This window comes from Simiduia sp. 21SJ11W-1 (assembly GCF_024138675.1).
In the GTDB taxonomy this organism is placed as follows: Bacteria; Pseudomonadota; Gammaproteobacteria; order Pseudomonadales; family Cellvibrionaceae; genus Simiduia.
On record NZ_CP090959.1, the window covers coordinates 2,923,275 to 2,946,398 of the forward strand.

Consider the following 23,124-nt stretch of genomic DNA (forward strand, 5'->3'; position numbering starts at 1 on the left):
GAAAAGGCGATTTTGCCCTGCTCTGACCTAAAGCAACTTAACCGCGCATTTTACGGAAAGCGCCCTTGGCTGTCCACGCGCAATTTAAGTTAATTTCCGCAAGCCCCGCCCGTTAAACCTTAAACTGCTTCACAATCTTGGCCATACTGGCCGCCATTTCTGCCAATCGTGCTGTGCTGGCCGCAATTTCCATAGAACCTTCCGACGCCTGACGGGCCACACCGGCAATGTTTTCCATGTTGCGCTCCATTTCACGGGTAGCGGCGGATTGCTCTTCAGTGGCACTGGCAATTTGATTGGTTTTGTCTTTGATAGACCCAACCCCTGCGGTAATGGCATCGAGCGCGCGATTGGCCTCTTCGGCCTGGGTTACCGATTCACCAGCTTGCCCCGTGCCTTTATCCATCATTTGCACAGCTTCACGGGCGCCCGACTGCAGGCGCTCAATCATTACCTGAATTTCCTGGGTGGAGGTTTGGGTTCTGGAGGCCAGTGTGCGCACCTCATCGGCTACCACGGCAAAGCCGCGGCCTTGCTCACCTGCGCGCGCAGCCTCGATGGCGGCATTCAACGCCAGCAGGTTGGTTTGCTCGGCAATGCCGCGAATGACATCCAGCACGCTGCCAATACTGTCGGTTTCAGAGCGCAGCTTGTCGATCACCTCTGCCGCGGCATTGATATCGCGTGCGAGGCCTTCAATTTTGATTACCGTGGAAGACACCACCGCCTTGCCACTATTGGCCTGGCGATCCGCCTCTTCGGCGTTGGCCGCAGCCTGTGACACGTTGCTGGACACATCGCCCACCACCTCGGCCATTTCGCGCACGGCAGTAACCACCTGCTGGATTTCTGTTTGCTGGCGCACCACGCCGCGCTCGGTTTCTTTGGCCGTGCCTGAGAGCGAGGTAGCCTGCTGGTTGAGATCCGTTGCGGTGACCGAGAAGTCGGCAATAATGCCGTGCACCTTATCCACAAAGGTGTTGAACGCGGTAGACAGGCGCCCTACCTCGTCGTCTGAATTAACGGGCAAGCGCTGGGTGAGGTCGCCACCACCACCGGCAATATCTTCCAACGCCTCTGCCACCTGGTTGATGGGGCCCACAATGCCGGCCTGCAGCACATAACTGATAATGGCCGCCAGAATGCCAATCACCACCACAGTGCTAACCGCACCCCACACAGCGTCTGCTACCGCCTTGTTCAGCTCATCCAGGCTGGCAGAGAGGTATATGGTACCCACTTTGGCGCCATCAGCCTGAATGCCTGCCATTACATCCACCCGTTCATCGTGCACGGTAATGCCCAGGCTACCGGGCGAGCGTGGCGCGATGGCGGGCGGGCTATCGGCGCCTTTCACACCGCGCTCATACCACACAAACGGCTTGCCGTTTTGGCCGTAAATCACCGCCCCCAACACACGCCCCTGCTGCTGCAGGCTACCGAGAATGTCCCGCGCCGAGGCGCTATCGCCAAAAGCTATGGCGCCCACAGTGGCATTGCCGATAATTTCGGCCAAATCCTGGGTGTCTGATTGAATGGTGGCCTCCACGCGCTGCACCTCGGCGCGCACGGCCAGGGTGCTGGAGAGGATTACAGCCAGAATACTGGTGACGGTAATACCTAAAAACACCTTCAATTTCAACGACATACTGAACATATTCATCAACAATGCACCTTGTTATTTCGCGCCCCAAATACGCCACTGCGGCCTGGCCCCGGGCAAGCACCCCTTCATCGGGCCGCCCGGCGATTACTCAATGAGGTTATCGCGCAGGCCAACCAAATCTTTAATTAATCACAAGCGCCTAAGCACAGCGGGCTCGGGCAAGCTGCCATGAAGGGGCAAGCAGGCACTATTGAGCATAGTCAGCACTGGCGAAATCACCAAATACCGCGCCCAATGGCGTGCAGGCCCGGCAAGGCAGCGCTTGGGCTGCCAAATGGCCAGAAAAACTACGGGAAAGTGCAGAAAAACAGACGCAGGCGCACGGGCGCCCGCAACAACAGAGGGGAAAAAGCGCGAGGGTTAACGCAGGCCCAAGACATCTTGCATGTCGAACATGCCGGTTTTTTTCGCTTGCAGCCACTGGGCCGCACGCACGGCACCACGGGCAAAGGCCATACGCGAGGAGGCTTTGTGGGTGATTTCAACCCGCTCGCCCTCGGCCATGAACATAACGGTGTGATCACCCACCACATCGCCGCCGCGCACAGTGGCAAACCCGATGGTATCGCGCGCGCGCGCGCCGGTTTGGCCTTCGCGCCCGTACACAGCCACCTGATTGAGGTCGCGCTCCAGGGCACCGGCCAACACTTCACCCATACGCAAGGCAGTGCCTGAGGGGGCGTCTACCTTGTGGCGGTGGTGCGCTTCATACACTTCCACGTCGTAGTCGTCGCCCAGGGTTTTGGCGGCCTCGGCCAGCAGCTTGAACACCAGGTTTACGCCGGTGGCGTAGTTGGCAGAAAAGCACAGGGCCGTGGCATCTTGCGCGGCCAGCAGCGTGCTTTTTTGTGCTTCATCAAAGCCTGTAGTACCCACAACAATTTTTTTATGGGCATCGGCACAGATGGTCACATTTTCAAGGGTGGCCTTGGGTGTAGTGAAATCGATGAGCACATCAAAATCTTCCACCACTTCGTGCAAATCGCCCACCAGGCGCACACCATTTTTACCAATGCCGGCAAGCTCACCGGCATCGGCGCCCACAAGGCTTGAGCCCGGGCGTACCACTGCGGCAGTTAAGGTCACACCTTCGGCTGCTGCAATGGCTTCAATCAGCATTTTGCCCATGCGCCCGGCGGCACCGGTCACTGCAAGTTTAACGGTCATAAATGATCCTGTATTGCGGTCACGCGTTGCTAGCAACTAGCCGCTTTTATATTTTCATGTCGCCGAAAAAGTTTTTCATGCCCTCAAACCAGGAGCTTTGGCGCGGCGAGTGCTTGCTGTTGCCCATGGTTTCCTGGAAGTCGCGCAGCATTTGCTTTTGCTTGTTCGAGAGGTTCACCGGGGTTTCAACCACCACGCGGCACATGAGGTCGCCCGGGGCGCCGCCGCGCACGGGCACCACACCCTTGCCACGCAAGCGGAACATCTTGCCGGTTTGGGTTTCCGGGGGCACTTTCAGCTTCACCCGGCCATCGAGTGTGGGCACTTCCAGCTCGCCACCTAAGGCTGCATCCACAAAACTGATGGGCACTTCACAATAGAGGTTGCGACCGTCGCGCTCGAATATGGGGTGATCATTAACGTGCACCTGCACATACAAATCACCGGCCGGGCCGCCGGCCTCACCGGCCTCACCCTCACCAGACAAACGAATGCGATCGCCCGTATCAACACCTGGCGGCACTTTTACAGACAGGGTGCGGGTTTCTTCCTTGCGGCCCTGGCCATGGCAGCTGGTGCATGGGTCGGTAATGATGGTGCCGCGGCCACGGCAGTTCGGGCAGGTTTGCTGCACGGCAAAGAAGCCTTGCTGCATACGCACCTGACCCACGCCACCACAGGTGCTACAGGTGCTGGCCTTGGTGCCCTTTTTCGCGCCGGTGCCATCACAGGGGTCGCACGCAACCAGGGTGGGCACTTTGATTTTTACCGTGGTGCCTTTAACGGCACTTTCCAGATCGAGATCCAGGGTGTAGCGCAAATCGGAACCGCGCGCTGGGCCTCCGCGCCCACGGCCGCCTCCGCCGCCACCAAAAATATCGCCAAACACGTCGCCAAAAATATCTGAAAAATTACCAAAGCCCTGGCCACCGCCACCACCGGCCATGCCTTCCACACCGCGATGACCGTATTGGTCGTAGGCGGCACGTTTTTGGCTGTCTGATAAAACCTCGTAGGCTTCACTCGCCTCTTTGAACTTCTCTTCGGCGGTTTTATCGTCGGGGTTACGGTCGGGGTGAAACTTCATGGCAACGCGACGATAGGCCTTTTTCAGTTCCTTTTCGTCAACGCCACGCTCCACACCCAGCACTTCGTAATAATCACGTTTTGACATACGCTGCTAACTTCACTTGGGTACCCCACACTTACCGGGGTACTGGGTTAATGCACTACGGCAAAAACAATGGCGCGACTCATTACAAGCCGCGCCCTGTTCGCTTACGATCAATTCACTTCGGGGTTAACCGAAACTTACTTTTGATCGTCTTTTACCTCTTCAAACTCGGCATCTACTACACCGTCGTCTGCTTTGGCTTTGGCGTTATCGGCGTCGGCTGCACCGGCACCGCCGGCGGCTTGGCCTGCCTGGGCCTGCTCGGCGTACATCTTCTGCGCCAAGGGTCCTGAGGCTTCGGTCAACTTCTGCGTTGCCGCATCCATTGCCGCCTTGTCATCGCCTTTCACTGCCACTTCCGCTTCTTTCAGGGCTGCGTCGATGGCGGCTTTCTCTTCATCGCTCGCCTTGTCGCCCGCCTCTTCCAGGGTTTTCTTGGTGGCTGAAATCAGGCCATCAAGGGTATTGCGGGTGGTCACCAGCTCTTCGAACTTCTTGTCCGCTTCGGCGTTGGCCTCGGCGTCGCGCACCATTTTTTCAATTTCTTCATCAGACAAGCCAGATGATGCCTTGATCACAATGGACTGCTCTTTACCGGTGGCCTTGTCTTTCGCGCTTACGTTCAAAATACCGTTGGCATCGATGTCGAAGGTCACTTCAATTTGCGGCATACCGCGTGGAGCGGGCGGAATATCGGCCAAATCGAAACGGCCCAGCGACTTGTTTTGTGCCGCCTGCTTGCGCTCACCTTGCACCACGTGAATGGTTACCGCGGTTTGGTTGTCTTCAGCGGTTGAGAACACCTGCGACTTTTTGGTCGGGATGGTGGTGTTCTTTTCAATCAGTGGTGTGGCTACACCGCCCATGGTTTCAATGCCCAGAGTCAGTGGTGACACATCCAGCAGCAGAACGTCTTTTACATCGCCAGAGAGCACGGCACCCTGAATGGCTGCACCAATGGCTACCGCTTCATCGGGGTTGACGTCTTTACGTGGCTCTTTGCCGAAGAAATCGGTGACGTATTTCTGCACCAGTGGCATACGGGTTTGACCGCCCACCAAAATTACGTCGTTGATCTCGCCCACTGAGAGGTCGGCATCGGCCAGCGCCTGCTTAACGGGCTCCATGGAACGCTTAACCAGCTCTTCAACCAAAGACTCAAGCTTCGAGCGCGTAAGCTTCACAACCAAGTGCTTGGGGCCGGTGGCATCTGCGGTGATGTACGGCAGGTTCACTTCGGTCTGCTGGCTGGAAGACAGCTCGATCTTGGCCTTTTCTGCGGCTTCTTTCAGGCGCTGCAATGCCAGCGGGTCGCTGTGCAAATCAATGCCGTTGGTTTTCTTGAACTCGTCGGCCAAGTACTCGATCAGGCGCAGGTCAAAATCTTCACCGCCCAGGAAGGTGTCGCCGTTAGTGGCCAGCACTTCAAACTGGTGCTCGCCGTCTACATCGGCAATTTCGATGATCGAGATATCAAAGGTACCGCCACCCAAATCGTATACCGCGATGGTGCGATCGCCTTTCACTTTGTCCATGCCGTAGGCCAGTGCTGCCGCCGTTGGCTCGTTGATAATGCGCTTAACTTCAAGGCCTGCGATCTTGCCGGCATCTTTGGTGGCCTGACGCTGGGAATCGTTGAAGTAGGCCGGTACGGTAATTACCGCCTCGGTCACTGTTTCGCCCAGGTAATCCTCGGCGGTTTTCTTCATTTTCTTCAGCACTTCGGCAGAAATTTGTGGCGGCGCCTTGCGATCGCCTTTCACTTCTACCCAGGCATCGCCATTGTCTGCACCCACAATTTTGTAGGGCACCATTTTGATGTCTTTTTGCACAACATCGTCGGTGAACTTGCGGCCAATCAGGCGCTTCACCGCGAACAGGGTGTTGTGGGGGTTGGTGACTGCCTGACGCTTGGCGCTCTGGCCCACCAGTACCTCACCGTCATCGGTAAAGGCCACGATGGAGGGCGTAGTGCGATCGCCTTCAGCGTTTTCGATCACGCGCGTTTTCTCGCCGTCAAGTACAGACACACAAGAGTTGGTCGTACCCAGGTCGATACCGATGATTTTACCCATGAAATTTCTCCAATTACTTAATCGTAAAATTCTTTAATGCGTTTCGGTGGCCAGCCACCGCTGTTCAATTTGTCTTGGTTTCGCGATGCGCTTGGCGCTATCGGCTACTTGCTGTGTATATTGGCGCATTTGGCGGGTTTTCAACCCCTGTACGCCAATTTATCGCCCTTATTCGGGCGCTTTGGCCACCACCACCATGGCCGGGCGCACCAAGCGACCATGCAGGGTGTACCCCTTCTGGAACACATCCATCACCGTGTTGGGCTCAACCTCGGGGTTGGGCACCATGGTCATGGCCTGATGGAACTCGGGATCAAAGGGCTCGCCCTTAGGATCTATTTGCTCCACCTTGTGGCGCTTCAAACCGTCGATGAGTGATTTGAGCGTGAGCTCCAGGCCTTCGGTGACAGACTTGAACTGCTCGTCGGCGCCTTCCACCGAGGCCAGCGCGCGCTCCAGGTTGTCTGCCACTACCAGCATGTCAGACACAATCTTCTCCTGGCCGAATTTGTGGGCTTTCTCCACATCGGCTTCCGCCCGGCGACGAATATTCTGCGCCTCGGCTGCTGCGCGCAGGGTGTTTTCCTTGGCTTGCTGCAATTCGGCCTCAAGCTCGGCAATGCGCGCCTCAAGGCCCGCGGGCTCAGCAGCTTCTGCACCTTCGGGATTGGCCTCTGCCTGGGCCTCGGGCGCCTCGTCTAGGGGTTCTACCTGTGGATTTTCTTGCTCGGTGGTCACTGTGGGTTGCTCCATCTCAATGTCTTCAATGGCGAGGGCTCGCCTTATAACAATGCAGCCTATATGGGGCCGCGCCAGAGACATTCAAGGGAAATTTACTCAAGGGATTGCATACAGTGAATTTTACTGTATAAATACACAGCAAAAGAACCTAGGAGCCAGCCATGCTCACACACCTCAGCATTCACAACTTCACCCTGGTAGAACACCTGGAGCTGGAGTTAGACCAAGGCCTCACCGCCATTACCGGCGAAACCGGAGCCGGCAAATCGCTGCTACTGGATGCACTGGGCATGGCGCTGGGCGACAAGGCCGATGCCGATAAGGTGCGCGCAGGCTGCGACCGTGCCGACATTTCCGCCACCTTTGATTTAAGCCAGCTGAGCAAGGCCTGCAAGTGGCTGAAGGCCCACGAACTAGAGGCCGAAAGTGAGTGCATACTACGCCGCACAGTGAGCGCTGATGGCCGCTCGCGGGCCTACATCAACGGGCAATCTGCCACCCTTACCCAGCTGCGCAGCCTCGGCGAGCTGTTGATCGACATCCACAGCCAACACGCCCACCAGCGGCTCTTGAAGAAAGACCATCAGCGCGCGCTCATCGACCTCTACGGTGGCCACACCAGCCTCTACCAGGCCGTAAAGCAGGCTTGGCAAAGTTGGCAGGCGCTCGCCACGCAGCTGCAAGAACGCCAGCAAAACGATGCCGAAATATCCGCCCGCACCCAATTGTTGCGCTATCAGGTTGAAGAACTCGACCAGCTGGCACTGCAACCCCAAGAGCTGGACGCCCTGGAAGCCGAGCACCGCCAGCTGGCCAATGCAGAATCTGTGATGGAGGCAAGCCAGCAGCTGGCAAACCTCTGCAATGACGATGAGCAAGGCCTGCTGGAAGGGCTAAACAAGGGGTTGCAGCTGCTAAAAAGCCTGCCCGATAAAAGCGAGCAGCTGCAAGAGGCCGAACAACTGCTGGTTACCGCACAGATTCAAATAGAAGAGGCCAGCCGCGCCATCGACCACCACATAGACAGCTTCGATGCCGACCCGCAGCGCCTGCAATGGCTGGAGCAGCGGCTGGACGCCATCTATCAGATTGCCAGAAAACACCGGGTGAGCCCGCAGGAGCTGTGCGATTTGCACCAGTCTCTGGCTATGGAGCTGGCGAAACTGGCCGGTAGCGATATCGACCTGGATCAACTGGCGGCAGATACCCAAAACGCGGAAGCCGGCTACCGCAAACTCGCCCTCGAACTCGGCCAGCAACGCCGCCAGGCCGCCATGCGCCTGGGCCGCGCCGTGAACCGCCAGTTGCAGCAACTGGCCATGACCAACGCCTCCATTGAGGTGAGCTTTACCGATTGCGCGCCTTCGGCCACGGGCCTTGAGGAGCTGGAAGTGTTAGTAAGCACCAACCCCGGCCAACCACACCGCAGCCTGGCCAAGGTGGCCTCTGGCGGTGAGCTCTCGCGCATCAGCCTTGCCATTCAGGTGTGCCTGGCGCATAAGTCTGCCATTCCCACATTGATCTTTGACGAGGTAGACGTAGGTATTGGCGGCGCTACAGCCGATATTGTGGGCCGCCTGTTGCGCCAGCTTGGCCAGGCAGGCCAAGTGCTGTGTGTAACCCACCTGGCGCAGGTGGCCAGCAAGGCGCACCAGCACTTGCAAGTGCGCAAGCTCACACGCAAATCCGGCAGCGAATCCACATTAGTGGCACTGGAGGGCGACGCCAAAACCGAAGAAATAGCCCGTATGTTGGGCGGCGTAGAGCTTACAGAGCAGTCGCGTGCCCATGCCCGTGAAATGCTGGAAATGGCCCAATAAACGCCAATTACGCGTAGGCAAACAAAACACGCCGGGCGCACCTCTACACACTGATTTATAGGGCCGAGCGGATATATCGAGCGGGTTGAATTAAAGAGGCCAGAAACAGCAGCCGCGCCAACGCGCGGCCTGGGCGGGATTACTTTTTAGGCTTAACGTAGAGCACCAGGTTGTGGTCGGTGAGCTCGTAGCCGTGCTCTGCGGCAATTTTTTCCTGCAGGGCTTCAATTTCATCATTGTGAAACTCAATCACCTTGCCGGTTTCAGTGCACACCATGTGATCGTGATGCTCGCCGCGATCAATTTCGAACACCGAGTGGCCCCCATCGAAGTTGTGACGGGTTACAAGGCCTGCGCTTTCAAACTGGGTAAGCACCCGGTATACGGTGGCCAGGCCCACATCTTCACCCTGCTCCAGCAAGGTTTTGTAGACTTCTTCTGCACTGTAATGGTGGCTGCCGTCAGACTCCAAAATTTGCAAAATTTTCACCCGTGGCAACGTGACCTTGAGGCCAGCTTTGCGCAATTCCTGATTTTCCGAAGTCATCTAGCATCCTCTATGCAGTGTCTGGCGAGTCCGGTATTATCCCCGTTCGCTTAAGTTTGTGGAAGCCCTACAATGTTGTCCCTGTTTCGCGCACCGGTTGCGCACCTGTTTTGTGTAAAAACTGTACTGATATTAAGCTTGGTTCTGCTTAGCGGTTGCAGCTATTTCCGTTTTCCCGGCGTGTACAAGATCTACATTCCCCAGGGCAATATCGTTAAAGAAGACATGGTGGACCAGTTGCAAGTGGGTATGACACGCCGCCAGGTGCGCTTTGTATTGGGTACGCCGCTCGTTGAAGACACCTTCCACGCCGACCGCTGGGACTACGTATGGACCTTGAAAGATCCTAAAGGCGAAACCCAGAAAAAGATTTTCACCGTATTCTTTGAGGGCGACCAGCTCACACGCTTTGAGGGCGACTACCACAAAGGCGCCGTACAAAAAGAAGAGGAAAGCCCGGCCTCTATAGCCGAGGCCAATAAAGTAGATGAAACCGCAGAAAAAGCGGCGGAAGATACCGTTGGCCCGCCGAAAGAAGACATCTAAGGCAATGACCAACTGTTAGCGCCCGCGCGCTAACAGTGCCCTTGCAGACGAGATAGCGCAAAGCAGACCAATAGCGCAAACCCCGGCTATGTAAATTCCACCCCCATCACGCTATAACCCGCCTATTCCCGCACAGCTAGTTCCCGCACAGCTAGCTGCGGTAAACACTCGAACATAAACAAGCCTGGGGCATAAACCCAACCGGCCCATCGCAGGAAAGCGTTCGGCAAGCCCTTAACTTTCTGCTTTGGCTTTCTCGGCCCGGCGCCTGCGCGCCTCTTTCGGGTCTGAAATCAGTGGGCGGTAGATTTCTACCCTGTCACCCTCTTGCAGCTCATGCTCGCGTGCAGCCTTCAGGCCCTTGGTACCCAGCGCCTGGCCGAAAATGCCCATTTTGGCGGTTTCGATATCAAGATCGGGAAAGAAGTCGGTAATGTTCGAGCGTACCACTGCCTGATAGGCGGTGGTGCCTGGCTCTACCAGCAACGCCACAATTTTTTGCTGATGGGGCAGCGCGTAGGCCACCTCCACTCGAATTAAGTCGCGATCAGGCATCTTGGCTCCTCAGCCGCTGTAGAGTTGTTCGGCGCGCCGGCATAGGCAGTCTACTTGTTGGGAGGCCACGGCCTCAAACACCTTGCCCGCAGCCAGCGCGACCAATCCGTTCTTTAAATCAAAATCCAGGCTGAATACAATTTTGCAGCCAATATCCCCCAGTGCAATGAATTGCCATTGGCCGCTGAAGTGCGAAAAAGGGCCTTCTACCAGCACCATGTCCATGCGGGTGGGCGGCGTTAGCGCATTGGTGGTCACAAAGCTTTGTTCAACGCCTGCCGCTTTCAAGGTCAATCTGGCCGTCAAGTGGCTTTCGCTCGCCTCAAGCACCTCAGCCGCCACACAGCCTGGCATGAATTCCGGGTAGCGGGCCACATCGTTTACCAGTGCAAACATCTGCTCAGTGGAAAATCGCACCAGCGCACTGCGCTCAATTCTGGCCATAACAGGGTTGCCCGCCATCCAAGGGATCTAGTTGCTGCCGGAACGCTGCCGGCAAACACAAAAGGAGGGGCATTTTAGCCATAGGGGCCCCCCGCGGCCAGTGCCGACTTGTGGCAAAGGCTGTTAAGATCGTCTCTTTGATGCCTGCCATCGGGCCAAGGGCCGGATGCGCGGGAAATCTGCGCAAAAAATAACCGCAACACAAAATAATAGAAGAAGTGACATCTATGACTGCACCCAGAGAGCAATTCGGTTCCCGCCTTGGCTTTATTCTCGCAGCGGCGGGTTCCGCTGTCGGCATTGGCAACCTGGTGGGCTTCCCCGTGAATGCCGCCAAAAACGGCGGTGGCGCCTTTTTGTTGATGTACGCCATTTTCGTGTTTGTGATCTGCGTGCCCGTGATGATGGCAGAGCTCGCCACCGGCCGGCACTCCGCCAAGGGCCCGCTGGGCGCCTATGCCTCGCTCACCCAGGGCAACCGCCTGTGGAGCATCGCCGGTTGGCTCTCGACCATAACGCCCTTCATGATTGCGGTGTTTTATACGGTCATTACCGTTTGGCTGTTTGAATACCTGTTCAGCGCCATTACCGGTGATCTGGATTTATTGGCCAATCCGGAAACCTTTGGCACCTTCATTACCAGTGGCGACATTTTTATCCACCTGGCCATTGTGGTGGGCATTGTTAACCTGATTTTGGTGGGCGGTGTAAAAGAAGGCATTGAGCGCAGCGCAAAAATTCTCATGCCTACGCTGTTTGTGATGCTTATTGGCATGGTGATTTTTGTACTCACCCGCGATAACGCCATGGCCGGCCTGAAGTTCTACCTGATTCCCGATTTCAGCAAAATTACCGGCCCCGTAGTAAGTGGCGCGCTGGGCCAGGCGTTTTTCTCACTAAGCCTTGGCATGGGTATTCTGATTACCTACGGCTCTTATATGGATAAGCGCAGCTCCATATCAAGTTCGGCCAAAATGGTAGCCCTGGCTGATACCTCGGTAGCTTTTTTTGCAGGCCTGATGATTTTGCCCGCCATTTTCAGCTTCAACCCCAACACAGACCCAACCCAGCTATCAGACTCCTCCGTTAGCCTGATTTTCACCTTCCTGCCCAAGATTTTCCTGGCGCTGCAGGCAAGCATTGGCTACCTGGGGGCCAGTATCGTGGCCAGTGTGTTCTTCTTGCTGGTGTTCTTTGCAGCACTCACCTCGCTGGTTTCCATTATTGAAGTGCCAGCGGCAAGCCTGGTGGACCAAAAGTGCTATAGCCGCCGCAAGGCACTGTTGGTTCTTAACATCGGCATGATTGTGTTCACCATCGCCTGTACCGCCTCTTTCGGCATGGTGGGCTGGCTTACGGAGTTCGTAAACTACGCAGGCGCGCCAAAATCCCTGTTCGATGTGGTGTACGACGTCTTCTACGACACCATTTTGCCCTTGAACGGCCTGCTCATTTGTTTGTTTGTGATTTACCGCTGGAAGAAATCCAACTTCAATGAAGAGCTTGAAACCGGCGATCCGGCCTTTAAGGGCTCGCTGCTTGAGCGCTACATGAACTTCTCACTCAGCACCTTTATCCCGGTCATTCTGGCGCTGATTTTCATCAATACTGTGGCCATTAAATTCTTCGGCCAATCGCTGCTGGCCAGTATTGGTTTCTAGGCTTGCCAACACCCGCCCGCCTTTTGGTAGGCGGGTGTTGTAGCGCTCCTCACCGCTCCCCTATATAATCGCCGCCCTATGGCTAAACCTAAGAAAAAACCCGCAGACAACACCATCGCGCAGAACAAAAAAGCGCGCTTCGATTACGCCCTGGGCGAAAAGTTCGAGGCGGGCCTGGAGCTGCAAGGCTGGGAAGTGAAGAGTTTGCGCGCCGGTAAAATTCAACTGGTAGACAGCTTCGTGCAATTTCACAGAGGCGAAGCCTGGTTGATGGGCGCGCTCGTCTCGCCTATGCAGTCTGTATCTACCCACTATGTGGCCGAGCCCAACCGCAAGCGCAAGCTGTTGTTGCACCGGCGCGAGCTGGCACGCCTGCAACAAGGGGTGGAGCAAAAGGGCTATACGGTGGTGTGCACCGCACTCTACTGGAAAAACCACCTGGTGAAGGCGGCCATCGCCCTGGCCAAGGGTAAAGCTGAACACGATAAGCGCAATACGGAAAAAGAGCGCGACTGGAATCGCGAAAAACAGCGCGTAGTGCGCGACCACAACCGCTGATATAGTCCCATTTAGGCGGCCCGCCACTTGCGGAAACCCGCCCGCCAACCGTTTTACCTAGGCGCCCGGCCAGACACCGGGGCCCAACACCGGCCAAGCGCCGGTTTTTCACAATAATAATCGTAAGATGGACGCGTTCATGAGTGCACCCAGAGGTCAGTTCTCCAGCCGATTCGGATTCATCATGGCTGCGGCAGGTTCTGCCGTAGGCCTGGGCAACATTTGGGGCTTCCCCACCCAAACCGCCAGCAACGGCGGTGCCGCCTTCGTGTTGGTGTATTTGGTGTTAGCCTTCGTACTGGCCTACCCCGCGCTCATGGCAGAGCTGGTGATCGGCCGCCACGCGCGCGCCAATATCGTAACGGCCCTCGGCGGCTTGAGCCATAAACCCTGGCTCAGCCGGCTGGGCAGCTTCACCGGCCTCTACGGCGTGCTCACCGCCAGCCTGATCCTGAGCTTTTACACCATTGTGGCCGGCTGGATGATGAGCTTCCTGGCCGCCTCTGTTACCGATATCGCAGGCCTTGATGCCGCCACCGCGTGGCTCACCACCATGTCCGTTGAGCGCAACCTGCTGTTTGGCTTTTTGTTTGCAGCCTTAACGCTGTTCATTATTTCTTCTGGCGTGCAAAACGGCATCGAGAAGTGGTCTAGCCGCTTGATGCCCCTGCTGGTGGGCCTGTTGGTGCTGCTGATCATTTACGTACTGATGCAGCCAGGCGCCATGGAAGGATTGCGCGTGTACCTAATGCCCGACATGAGCCGCGTGCTGGAGCCCAAGCTGATCATCAGCGCCATGGGCCAGGCCTTCTTCTCGCTCTCGCTGGGTGTGGGCACCATGCTCGTTTACGGCTCTTACCTTTCCAAACAAGACAGCCTGCCGCGCCTGGGCGCCATTGTGACGGTGGTGGATTTGGGCATCGCCTTTATAGCAGGCCTATTGATTCTGCCGGCCATGTTTGTGGCCAAAGAAGCGGGCATCAACATTACCGATGCCGCAGGCAATCTGATTGGCGATTCCGACATTATCTTCCAGGTATTGCCACCGCTATTTGATTCTATGGGTGGCGCCGGCCAATTTGTGGCCATGGCATTTTTCGCACTCATGACCATCGCCGCACTCACCTCCTCCATCAGCATGCTGGAAGTGCCCGTGTCACTCGCGGTGGAGCGCTTCGACGTGCAAAGGCCCGTGGCCGCGCTGGCCATTGGCGGCAGTATTTTCGCGATCTCCGCTGTGATTATCTTTAACTTTGGCAGCCTGTTCGGCTGGGTGATAGACCTCACCACCAAGTACTCACAACCCCTGCTGGGCGTGATGATCTGCTTGTTCTGTGGCTGGGTTTTCAAGCGCAACCAGTTATTGGAAGAGCTGAAACAAGGCCACGATGGCCTGGAAGACGGCCTGTTCTGGAAGATTTGGCCCTTCTACGTAAAGCTTGTGTGCCCGCTGCTCATTCTGTTTACCTTCTGGCAATCTATTGCCTAGCACCCAGTTGCCAGTTCGAAAGCGCCGCGCTCAGCGGCGTTTTTTTTGCTAAAAATTCGCACCTTTTCCTCTTGAATTCCGCCGCTGCGCCCCTAAATTCCCCCCGATCTTTCGCAAAACTCCATAAGGCGCTGTTGCCTGCCACTCGGGAACCTGGACATGGCTTTTTTCGCGAGATACCCCACTCCTATTCCGTGCTTCCTGCGGCCCTTTGCACTGCGCCCTGATTTTTTCTACCCGTTGACTTTTTCCCACAATAACGGAGGACGCTATGCTGGAAGTCAGCCAGTTAAGCCGGCGCTACGGCGAATATCTCGCCGTGGATTCGGTGAGTTTTTCAATAACAAAGGGTGAAATTGTAGGTTTACTGGGCCATAACGGCGCGGGTAAAACCACCATCATGAAAATGCTTAGCGGCTACCTTGAGCCCGATACCGGCAGCATTGTGGTAGATGGCCTAAACCTGGCCCAGCACACCAAGAAAATTCAAAAGGCCTTGGGCTACCTGCCAGAAAGCCTGCCGGTGTACCCTGAAATGACGGTGGCCGACTACCTAGATTATGCCGCCGATCTCAAGGGGCTGGCTGGCAATCACAAGCGCGAGGAAATCAAACACGCCATTGGTGCCACCGACATAAGCGCAAAGCTGAACGCGCCCATTGCCACTTTATCGCGCGGCTTCAAACAGCGCGTCGGCGTGGCCCAGGCCATACTGGGGCGCCCGAAGCTGCTGATTTTGGATGAGCCCAGCAACGGGCTGGACCCAGAACAAACCCTGCAAATGCGCGCGCTGATCCGCGATATCGCCAAAGATGCCACGGTGATTTTATCTACCCATATCATGCAAGAAGTAGAGGCCTTGTGCTCGCGGGTACTGCTGGTTCGGGCAGGCCAACTGGCCGTAGATGCACAGCTTGCCGAGCTGCAACAAAGCCACAAAATTACCCTAGACACCAACCTGCCCCTCAGTGATCGCCAACTGCTTGAGCAGCTGGCAGAGGTGAACAAAGTTGATGCCGCTCCGGCAGAGGGCGCTGCAGACCCAACACCTGGTTATCGCTATACGCTCACTGTCAATCCTGCAGCGAACCAGCGTGCACTGCTGGCGCGCATTGCTGAAAAGCTGATCACCGCTGGCTATCAGTTATGGTCGCTCACACCCCAAAGCCGGGATCTTGAATCCCTGTTTAATGAATCACAAGACATCAAAAACCCACATCAGGAGGTGAACCGTGCAGCCTGATCACAACACACTTGTAAATAAATCCGCACGCCACCCTGCGCTGCGGGTGGCGGCAAAAGAAATCAGCCTGTTCTTTGCATCGCCCATCGCCTACTTATTTTTGGGCGCCTTTGCCGCCATTACCTTGTTTGTATTTTTTTGGGGTGAGGCATTTTTCGCGCGCAACATCGCAGATGTGCGCCCACTGTTTGAGTGGATGCCCCTGCTACTGATATTCCTCAGCGCCACGCTCACCATGCGATTGTGGAGCGATGAGCGACGCACCGGTACCCTTGAGCACGTACTCACCCAATCGGTGCCACTGTGGCATTTTGTGGTGGGTAAATTTTTAAGCTGCCTGTTTTTACTGGTGCTTGCCTTGGCGATTACCCTGCCACTGCCCATTACCGTGGCGCTGCTGGGCGACCTTGATTGGGGGCCTGTATGGGCGGGCTATTTGGCCACACTGGCGTTGGGCGCGGCCTATATAAGTATTGGCTTGTTTGTGTCGGCGCGCAGCGATAACCAGATTGTCAGCCTGATTATCGCCTCGGCGCTGTGCGGTGTACTTTATTTACTGGGCCACCCGGTGCTCACCAACCTGTTTGGCCACGCCACCGCCGAATGGCTGGCAGCACTAGGCACCGGCACCCGCTTTGATGCCATCACCCGCGGCGTGATAGACCTGCGCGACTTCTACTATTACCTAAGCATTATGGCGGTGTTTCTCACGCTCAATACACTGGTGCTTGAGCGCGAGCGCTGGGTGCAACATGCGCGCAATTCGCAACACCGCCGCTGGCAATTTGTTGCGGGCCTGTTGATAGCCAACGCCTTGGGCGCCAATTTATGGCTTGGGCAAATAACGGCCTTGCGAGTGGATGTGACCCAGGGGCAAATGTATTCGCTGTCTGATGCCACCGATAACTACTTGCAACAGTTGCAAGAGCCGCTGCTGATCAGAGGCTATTTCAGCAACAAAACCCATCCACTGTTGGCGCCACTGGTGCCGCAGATGCGCGACCTGATGCGCGAATACGAAATCGCGGGCCAAGGCCAGGTGCGGGTGGAATTTATCGACCCGCTCGCAAACCCGGAGCTTGAGCAGGAGGCAAACCAAAAATACGCCATTACCCCGGTACCCTTTCAGGTGGCCGACCGCTACCAGTCGTCCATTGTGAGCAGCTACTTCAATGTGCTGGTGCAATACGGCGACGAACATCAGGTACTGGGTTTTCGCGACCTCATTGAAGTACAGGCCCGCTCGGAATCCGATTTAAATGTGCAATTGCGCAACCCCGAGCACGACCTCACCCGCGCCATCAAAAAGGTACTGCAAAGCTACCAGGCCGGTGGCAACCTGTTTGATACCGTAAAAAGCGAACTCACCTTCACGGCTTACTTGTCTCCTTCAGAGAAACTGCCGCCACAACTCGCCACTTTCCGCGAGACAGTGGAAGCTCAACTGACACAATACCAGGCACAAGCCAAAGGGCGCTTGCGCGTGCGGTGGGAAAACCCAGAGGCAAACGGTGGCGAGCTCGGCCGGCAAATTGCCGAAGACTACGGCCTGCGCCCCATGGCCACCAGCCTGCTCAGCAACGAGAGCTTTTACTTTTACCTCACGCTCACAAACGGCGAGCAACTGGTACAACTGCCCCTAGAAGACCTCAGCGAAGCAAGCTTCAAGCGCAATCTGGAAGCGGGCATCAAGCGCTTTGCCACAGGCTTTACCAAAACCGTGGCGCTGGTGGCACCGGAAAACGGCTATTCGCCCTACGGGAGCCCGCGTACATCGTTTCATCAGCTGGAGCAGTTTCTTAGTGCAGACCTGAATATTCAGCGCGAAGATCTAACCGATGGTAGCGTGAGCGGTGAAGCCGATGTATTGATGCTACTGGCGCCTGAAAACCTTGATGAGAAATCACTCTTTGCGGTGGATCAATTCCTCATGCAAGGGGGAACAGTAATTGCGGCAACCTCGCCCTTTTCGGCGTCATTAAGCAACCGTTCGCTCAGCCTGCAAGACGTCAACAGCGGCCTGGAGAGCTGGCTTAAGCACCACGGCATCCACATTGAAAAGCAGTTGGTGTTAGACCCGCAAAATACGGCGTTTCCGGTGCCAGTTACACGCAATCTGGGGGGATTTCAAATTCAGGACATGCGCCTGATAGACTACCCCTACTTCCCCGATTTGCGCGCCGATGAAATCAACCAAGTTCACCCCATGACCCGCGCATTGGGGCAACTGACGCTCGCCTGGGCCTCACCGATTACAGTAACCGAAAGCCAAGAGCGTACCGTCACTGAGCTGCTGCACTCCTCTGGCAGCGCGGGCCTTTCAAGTGCGCGCAATATTATGCCGCAGCTCACCGAACAAGGGCTTACCCCCATGCAGCCCGAGCAGGATATTGGCCGCCATCTGCTTGGGGTAGTGAGTGAAGGGCGCTTTGAGTCTTACTTCAAAGATAAACCCTCACCCCTCATAGAGGCGAGTGAGGCCGCAGCCGAATCAGATGCGGCCAAAGACGCGAGCACCGAGGCCGCTACAAGCTCGCCCTTCAGTCGCGTGATCAGTCACTCGCCCGAAGCTGCACGAATAATCCTGTTTGCATCAAACGATTTTTTAAGCGATCAGGTGGTGCGCTTAACCGGCAGCGCACAACAGGGTGAGTACCTGGCCGGCTTACAACTGGCCAACAACGCCATTGACTGGGCGCTGGAAGACGCAGGCCTCACGAGCATTCGCTCGCGAGGGCACTTCAATCGCACCCTGCCACCGCTAAGCCAGAATACACAAATGTTCTGGGAATACCTGAACTATGTACTGGCCGCACTGGCACTGGCTCTCATTGCCCTGCTCGCCCATTACCACAAACGCGCCAAGGCGCAACGCTACAGCGCTTGGCTGGCACATTAAAGGAGGCTCCAATGACCACATCTTTCAAACGGCTGCCCCATTGGCTAAGCGGTTTGCTGGCAGCGCAGCTGCTGTTGGCAACTGGCATTTTCTGGGCCAATCAGCAGGGCACGCAGGTGCCTGCCACACCGCTGTTGGCAGACATACAACAGCCAATCAATAAACTCACATTCACCGAGGGCGACCAACACACCACCCTCGTAAAGCAGGGCGATCAATGGCTAGTTGCCGGGCACCACAAGCTGCCGGCCAAACAATCCGAAGTGGAGGATTTACTGCAAGCGCTTAAGCAGCAAAAAACCCTGCACCCCATTGCCACCCAGCGCAACAGCCACGCGCGCTTTGAGGTGAGTGATGAGAATGCACAACACAGGCTTGAAGCCTTTGCCGGTGATACAAAAGTGGCCGAGCTACTGCTCGGCAGCTCACCGGGGCTGCGCCAGGTGCACTTGCGACGCGCCGGTGAAGACGCAGTATTCGTAGCCAAACTCAATCGCTACGATTTCAGCGCCCAGGCCGAGCATTGGCTGGATCGCAAGCTTTTGGCCACAGAGGCCCCCATTGAAATTTCAGGCCCGGATTTTACCCTGGCCAAAAAAGACGATCAGTGGAGGCTCGCCAACGCAGAAGACAAACCCGTAGATTCCGGTAAAGCGAGCGAGCTTGCCCGCGCACTGGAAAACCTGCAGGTGCAATCGGTGGCAGAGGGGGTTTCACTCGAGTCTCTGGAAAGCACAAAACTGGAGGTTAAAATCCAAGGCCGAACTGAACCTTTGCGCTACCGCTTGGCAGAACTTAAGGGCAACCACTACATTGCCCGCGATGACATACCTGCGGTATTTAATGTCAGTGAGTTTGACTTCAAACGGCTCAATCAAACAGCGCTAACAGACCTTATAGCCAACCATGAAGCAGACGCCCATGCAGGCCAATCAGGCTCCTAACCCCTAAACGCATCACGCGTTTACCTGGCCCCGCAAAGCGGGGCTTTTTTATTTCAAAATAAAATATAAACCCCTGCGGTTTTTACCAAAAAAAATAACCGGCATCCTTGAAATTGGCCAGCGCGCTACTAAATAGTTACCTGCCAAGGGCGAAGCTTTACAAGATTGCCCGCGGCAACCATTGTTTTTCACATGTATCGCTTAAAGTGAGGATATATTATGAATGCAATAGATCTTACCCCCCTCTACAGAAACAGCATTGGCTTTGACCGTTTGGCGCAACTGCTCGATAGTGCGCTAAGTGCCGATACTGTCACTTCCGGATACCCTCCCTACAATATTGAGGAGCTGGAAGAAAATCGCTACGGCATCACCCTGGCTGTAGCCGGTTTTGAAGAAAGCGAACTCGATATCACCGTAGAGAAAGGTGTACTTACCGTGCGCGGCAAAAAGCACAAAGAGGAAGACCGCAAGTACCTGCACCAAGGCATTGCCAATCGCGCCTTTGAACGCAAGTTCAACTTGGCAGACTATGTGAAGGTATTGGGTGCAGAAATGAGCAATGGTCTGCTGACCATAAGCCTTGTGAAAGAAATCCCCGAGGCGATGAAGCCACGCACCATTACCATTAACCAGCGCAGCAATGTGCTGGAACACAAATCTGACAGCAAGCGCGAGCAAGCTGCCTGACGTTCTCGGCCGGTGCCACTAAGGTACCGGCCTTTTTATGAAAGTCGCGTCACCCGTGCAGGAGCTCGCAGCCAACATTGCATTGAACTACCCAATGACGCTGATATTGCCACCCTGGAAACCCATTGGCACGACAACGCCTTGACCTTATCACTCAACCGCAAGCAAGATAGCCCCGGTTAAAACATGGGCGGCCTTCGCCCGCCAATGCACAGATAAATACTTAAGGACACACTATGAATTTGGTGCTTCAGCGCACCCTCGTGGGCGCAGGCCTTTGGTTAATTGCCACCTTAAGTGGCGCGGCCCTGCCCGCAGAAGGTGCAGACGGCAAGCCCTTCCCCTCGTTGGCCCCCATGCTGAAAGCCGTCAACCCGGCGGTGGTGAATATCGCAACCTATTCCACGCAGCAATACAGCTACAACCCTTTGCTGAACGATCCCTTCTTTCGCCATTTTTTTAATGTACCCCGTGGCTACCAACAACCGAAAAAGCGCCAACAAAGCGCAGGCTCCGGTGTGATAGTGAACGCCGAAGACGGCATTATTCTTACTAATTATCACGTTATTAAAGACGCAGATCAGGTACAGGTTTCACTGGTGGATGGCCGAAGCTTCGCGGCAAAAGTGCGCGGCACAGACCCGGAGCTGGATGTCGCGGTTCTGCAAATTGAGGCCCGCCAACTCACCGCGGTACCCACACGCTCACGCCACCGGCTGGAAGTGGGCGATTTTGTAGTGGCTATCGGCAACCCTTTTGGCCTTGGCCAAACGGTGACCACGGGCATTGTAAGCGCACTGGGGCGCAGCGGTTTGGGGATGGACGGCTTTGAGAACTTTATTCAAACCGATGCCTCTATTAACCCCGGCAACTCCGGGGGGGCATTGGTGAATCTGGCCGGCGAGCTGGTGGGCATTAACACTGCCATCATCGCGCCCGCCGGTGGCAACGTCGGCATCGGCTTTGCCATTCCTACCGCCATGGCACTGGCCAGCATGGAACAAATTTTAACCCATGGCGCCGTACGCCGGGGGCATTTGGGGTTAAGTGCGCAAGACATCAGCTCGGATTTACGCAGCGCATTTAACCTTCCCCCCGGCCAACACGGCGCGCTGGTGGTAGAGGTTTACCCCAACTCCACAGCGGAGGCTGCGGGCCTGCGGGCCGGCGACATAATCGTCGCGGTAGATGCCGAACCCGTTCACTCAAAAGCCCAATTGCTGAGTTTACTGGCAGTGAAAGCGATTGATGATCAAGTGCAACTCACCTTGCTGCGCGAAGGCCGTGAACACCGGCTTACAGCACGCATAGAAACCTTCCGCCTGGCGCATACCGACACCGCAGAAATACACCCGCTGCTGGCAGGGCTGGAACTTGAAAATGCACCCGATAACCAGGGCGTTTGGGTCACCGGCATGGTTCGCAACGCGCCTGCGGCTTTTAACGGCCTGAGGCCCGGCGACGTAATAGTGGCGGTCAACAAATACAGGGTGAAAAACCTGCGGGAGCTAAGCACACGTGCCGCCGCCGGTGGGCCCACCTTACTGCTACAAATTGTGCGCAATGGGCGTAGCTACCACGTTCAGTTGCGCTAGGCCGGCCAACACCTTGCAAGGCGTGCGCTGCTACAGCTCAGCGGTGCGCGCCTAGCCAAGCCTGCACCACATTGGCCAACGCTTGTGGCTGCTCCAGCGGCAACATATGGCCACAATTTTCTACGCTGTACACCTTTGTGGCAGGCCGGGCCTCAACCAGGCGCGCTACCCACGCCTTGGATACAAGCGCATCCTGCTCACCAAAACAAAGCGCCAAAGGCTGGGTAAACCCAGCCAGCGCGCCCAATAAATCCTCTCGCTTGCTGGTAGCCGCCAACTGGTTGAGTAGATGCCCGGCCCCAAGGCGTGCATCCATAGCTTTCATACAGGCACTGATTTCGGGCCGGCCAATATTTGAAGGCCCTACCATCTGCGCAATTTTTTGGTTATTCAGGCCACGGTAGCCCAACCTTTTAATGGCCTGCACCAGCTGCTCGCGCCCGCGAACTTCTGCTGCGGGCAGTGCGCAGGCACTGTTTGCACACACCAATAACCGGCTCACCCTCGCAGGGTATTGGGTTGCCAGGCGCGCACTTAAATAGCCGCCAAGGGAAAACCCAATGAGCGCAACCGGCGCCTCAGGCAATTGCGCCAACAGGCCTGCAACCATCTCATCAATTGAATTGGCCAGAGGGATGCTGAGATGGGTGCATTCATGTGGCGCAAGCAAAGGCCAAAGCCCGTGCCAAAGCTGTTCATCACATTGGGTGCCGGGAACAAAATAAAGGTGCGCGGGTTTCATATTCAGCCTGCAAATTCAACTGGCGCATACTTACACAAGCGCCCGGTGTACGCCAGCCAGTGCTTGGTAAGGGCCTTCGGTGAACCTTGGGTGAATAATGGCTGCGCGCGAGCCACCCCAAACTACTGGGGGTTGGCTTGCAATATGCGCCGGGCGGCTTGCAGATGTTCTGCCACTTCACGCCCCAGGGCCGTTAGATAACCGCCATCCACGTGATCCACCAACCCCTTACGGTAAAGCCTGGCAGCAGCTTCAACCGCACTCGCATCGGCCTTGCTGTGCACCTTTAAGCCCGCCAGGGTTGTGCTTAAATCAAACTGCAACAGCAGGTTTACTTCTTCTTGTAACTCGGGTGACAACGCCATGGCTTACCTCTGTTTTATTGTTGTTGAATTTCGACATTAGCAGCCCGTCACCCCATATGCCAATGAAACGCTGAAGGCCTGCGGGCTTTTGCCACCCGGCCATTGCCAGCCAATAAAAAACCCGATGCTTCGCCCGCGCCGGCCTTTCATGTAACCTGCCCAAAGGCTGCACACTGGCAACACCGCGATGGCCCACACCTGGC

General features: G+C 56.1%; 20 protein-coding genes. 10 read left to right on the forward strand and 10 right to left on the reverse strand.

What is annotated here, in order from left to right; genetic code table 11:
• Positions 1–112: 112 nt before the first annotated feature.
• From L1F30_RS12785 to grpE, 5 genes are all read right to left on the reverse strand, one after another.
• Positions 113–1,663, reverse strand: coding sequence for a methyl-accepting chemotaxis protein (locus L1F30_RS12785; RefSeq protein WP_253356622.1), 1,551 nt, complete (start codon positions 1,661–1,663; stop codon positions 113–115).
• A gap of 363 nt (positions 1,664–2,026) precedes the next feature.
• On the reverse strand, positions 2,027–2,833 hold the full coding sequence (dapB, locus tag L1F30_RS12790) for a 4-hydroxy-tetrahydrodipicolinate reductase (RefSeq protein WP_253356623.1): 807 nt from the start codon (positions 2,831–2,833) through the stop codon (positions 2,027–2,029).
• A 46-nt stretch (positions 2,834–2,879) separates the two neighbouring features.
• Positions 2,880–4,007 (reverse strand): molecular chaperone DnaJ, encoded by a 1,128-nt coding sequence (gene dnaJ, locus L1F30_RS12795; protein ID WP_253356624.1) that lies wholly within the window; start codon positions 4,005–4,007, stop codon positions 2,880–2,882.
• 137 nt (positions 4,008–4,144) lie between these two features.
• Positions 4,145–6,082: a molecular chaperone DnaK gene (gene dnaK, locus L1F30_RS12800; protein ID WP_253356625.1), complete on the reverse strand. Its 1,938-nt coding sequence runs from the start codon at positions 6,080–6,082 to the stop codon at positions 4,145–4,147.
• Between the two features lie 168 nt (positions 6,083–6,250).
• Positions 6,251–6,835, reverse strand: a complete 585-nt coding sequence (grpE, locus tag L1F30_RS12805; protein ID WP_253356626.1) for a nucleotide exchange factor GrpE — start codon at positions 6,833–6,835, stop codon at positions 6,251–6,253.
• 149 nt (positions 6,836–6,984) lie between these two features.
• Here grpE and recN point away from each other — a divergent pair, with 149 nt between their 5' ends.
• Positions 6,985–8,643 carry a DNA repair protein RecN gene (gene recN / locus L1F30_RS12810; protein ID WP_253356627.1) on the forward strand — a complete coding sequence of 553 codons (1,659 nt, stop codon included), beginning with the start codon at positions 6,985–6,987 and terminating at the stop codon, positions 8,641–8,643.
• Positions 8,644–8,782: 139 nt separating this feature from the next.
• Here the strand turns inward: recN and fur are convergent, their stop codons facing one another.
• Positions 8,783–9,190, reverse strand: coding sequence for a ferric iron uptake transcriptional regulator (gene fur / locus L1F30_RS12815; protein ID WP_253356628.1), 408 nt, complete (start codon positions 9,188–9,190; stop codon positions 8,783–8,785).
• Between the two features lie 72 nt (positions 9,191–9,262).
• Between fur and L1F30_RS12820 the strand changes: the two genes are divergently transcribed.
• The gene (locus L1F30_RS12820) at positions 9,263–9,736 is read left to right on the forward strand and encodes an outer membrane protein assembly factor BamE (RefSeq protein ID WP_253356629.1); all 474 of its coding nucleotides are present in this window, start codon (positions 9,263–9,265) and stop codon (positions 9,734–9,736) included.
• A 234-nt stretch (positions 9,737–9,970) separates the two neighbouring features.
• Here L1F30_RS12820 and L1F30_RS12825 read toward each other — a convergent pair whose 3' ends face one another.
• On the reverse strand, positions 9,971–10,291 hold the full coding sequence (locus tag L1F30_RS12825) for an RnfH family protein (protein WP_253356630.1): 321 nt from the start codon (positions 10,289–10,291) through the stop codon (positions 9,971–9,973).
• A gap of 9 nt (positions 10,292–10,300) precedes the next feature.
• Complete coding sequence (locus L1F30_RS12830) at positions 10,301–10,735, reverse strand: type II toxin-antitoxin system RatA family toxin (protein WP_253356631.1); 435 nt, start codon at positions 10,733–10,735, stop codon at positions 10,301–10,303.
• 227 nt (positions 10,736–10,962) lie between these two features.
• Between L1F30_RS12830 and L1F30_RS12835 the strand changes: the two genes are divergently transcribed.
• The 8 genes from L1F30_RS12835 to L1F30_RS12870 all read left to right on the forward strand — a co-directional run bounded on the left by L1F30_RS12835 (position 10,963) and on the right by L1F30_RS12870 (position 21,814).
• Entirely contained in the window at positions 10,963–12,396 is a 1,434-nt protein-coding gene (locus L1F30_RS12835; RefSeq protein WP_253356632.1) for a sodium-dependent transporter, read from the forward strand.
• Between the two features lie 78 nt (positions 12,397–12,474).
• Positions 12,475–12,954, forward strand: coding sequence for an SsrA-binding protein SmpB (gene smpB, locus L1F30_RS12840; protein ID WP_253356633.1), 480 nt, complete (start codon positions 12,475–12,477; stop codon positions 12,952–12,954).
• 139 nt (positions 12,955–13,093) lie between these two features.
• A complete protein-coding gene (locus L1F30_RS12845) occupies positions 13,094–14,443 on the forward strand; it encodes a sodium-dependent transporter (RefSeq protein ID WP_253356634.1) in 1,350 nt (449 codons plus the stop codon).
• A 271-nt stretch (positions 14,444–14,714) separates the two neighbouring features.
• On the forward strand, positions 14,715–15,686 hold the full coding sequence (locus L1F30_RS12850; protein WP_253356635.1) for an ATP-binding cassette domain-containing protein: 972 nt from the start codon (positions 14,715–14,717) through the stop codon (positions 15,684–15,686).
• Positions 15,676–18,585: a Gldg family protein gene (locus tag L1F30_RS12855; RefSeq protein WP_253356636.1), complete on the forward strand. Its 2,910-nt coding sequence runs from the start codon at positions 15,676–15,678 to the stop codon at positions 18,583–18,585. The genes L1F30_RS12850 and L1F30_RS12855 overlap by 11 nt, the downstream gene beginning before the upstream one ends.
• Before the next feature lie 11 nt (positions 18,586–18,596).
• Positions 18,597–19,529, forward strand: coding sequence for a DUF4340 domain-containing protein (locus L1F30_RS12860; RefSeq protein ID WP_253356637.1), 933 nt, complete (start codon positions 18,597–18,599; stop codon positions 19,527–19,529).
• Positions 19,530–19,748: 219 nt separating this feature from the next.
• Positions 19,749–20,219, forward strand: a complete 471-nt coding sequence (locus L1F30_RS12865; RefSeq protein WP_253356638.1) for an Hsp20 family protein — start codon at positions 19,749–19,751, stop codon at positions 20,217–20,219.
• A 236-nt stretch (positions 20,220–20,455) separates the two neighbouring features.
• Complete coding sequence (locus L1F30_RS12870; RefSeq protein ID WP_253356639.1) at positions 20,456–21,814, forward strand: Do family serine endopeptidase; 1,359 nt, start codon at positions 20,456–20,458, stop codon at positions 21,812–21,814.
• A 37-nt stretch (positions 21,815–21,851) separates the two neighbouring features.
• On the opposite strand, the gene L1F30_RS12875 is transcribed toward L1F30_RS12870, so the two are convergent.
• A complete protein-coding gene (locus L1F30_RS12875; RefSeq protein ID WP_253356640.1) occupies positions 21,852–22,556 on the reverse strand; it encodes an alpha/beta fold hydrolase in 705 nt (234 codons plus the stop codon).
• 122 nt (positions 22,557–22,678) lie between these two features.
• The gene (locus tag L1F30_RS12880) at positions 22,679–22,921 is read right to left on the reverse strand and encodes a TIGR02647 family protein (protein ID WP_253356641.1); all 243 of its coding nucleotides are present in this window, start codon (positions 22,919–22,921) and stop codon (positions 22,679–22,681) included.
• Positions 22,922–23,124: the final 203 nt, after the last annotated feature.

Coding starts and splice junctions, on each gene's coding strand:
- fur (WP_253356628.1), bottom strand. CDS start 9,190: ATGACTTCGGAAAATCAGGAATTGCGCAAAGCTGGCCTCAAGGTCACG.
- L1F30_RS12880 (WP_253356641.1), bottom strand. CDS start 22,921: ATGGCGTTGTCACCCGAGTTACAAGAAGAAGTAAACCTGCTGTTGCAG.
- L1F30_RS12850 (WP_253356635.1), top strand. CDS start 14,715: ATGCTGGAAGTCAGCCAGTTAAGCCGGCGCTACGGCGAATATCTCGCC.
- L1F30_RS12875 (WP_253356640.1), bottom strand. CDS start 22,556: ATGAAACCCGCGCACCTTTATTTTGTTCCCGGCACCCAATGTGATGAA.
- L1F30_RS12785 (WP_253356622.1), bottom strand. CDS start 1,663: ATGAATATGTTCAGTATGTCGTTGAAATTGAAGGTGTTTTTAGGTATT.
- L1F30_RS12825 (WP_253356630.1), bottom strand. CDS start 10,291: ATGCCTGATCGCGACTTAATTCGAGTGGAGGTGGCCTACGCGCTGCCC.
- L1F30_RS12820 (WP_253356629.1), top strand. CDS start 9,263: ATGTTGTCCCTGTTTCGCGCACCGGTTGCGCACCTGTTTTGTGTAAAA.
- L1F30_RS12835 (WP_253356632.1), top strand. CDS start 10,963: ATGACTGCACCCAGAGAGCAATTCGGTTCCCGCCTTGGCTTTATTCTC.
- L1F30_RS12845 (WP_253356634.1), top strand. CDS start 13,094: ATGAGTGCACCCAGAGGTCAGTTCTCCAGCCGATTCGGATTCATCATG.
- L1F30_RS12865 (WP_253356638.1), top strand. CDS start 19,749: ATGAATGCAATAGATCTTACCCCCCTCTACAGAAACAGCATTGGCTTT.
- grpE (WP_253356626.1), bottom strand. CDS start 6,835: ATGGAGCAACCCACAGTGACCACCGAGCAAGAAAATCCACAGGTAGAA.
- recN (WP_253356627.1), top strand. CDS start 6,985: ATGCTCACACACCTCAGCATTCACAACTTCACCCTGGTAGAACACCTG.
- dnaJ (WP_253356624.1), bottom strand. CDS start 4,007: ATGTCAAAACGTGATTATTACGAAGTGCTGGGTGTGGAGCGTGGCGTT.
- L1F30_RS12860 (WP_253356637.1), top strand. CDS start 18,597: ATGACCACATCTTTCAAACGGCTGCCCCATTGGCTAAGCGGTTTGCTG.
- L1F30_RS12870 (WP_253356639.1), top strand. CDS start 20,456: ATGAATTTGGTGCTTCAGCGCACCCTCGTGGGCGCAGGCCTTTGGTTA.
- smpB (WP_253356633.1), top strand. CDS start 12,475: ATGGCTAAACCTAAGAAAAAACCCGCAGACAACACCATCGCGCAGAAC.
- dapB (WP_253356623.1), bottom strand. CDS start 2,833: ATGACCGTTAAACTTGCAGTGACCGGTGCCGCCGGGCGCATGGGCAAA.
- dnaK (WP_253356625.1), bottom strand. CDS start 6,082: ATGGGTAAAATCATCGGTATCGACCTGGGTACGACCAACTCTTGTGTG.
- L1F30_RS12830 (WP_253356631.1), bottom strand. CDS start 10,735: ATGGCCAGAATTGAGCGCAGTGCGCTGGTGCGATTTTCCACTGAGCAG.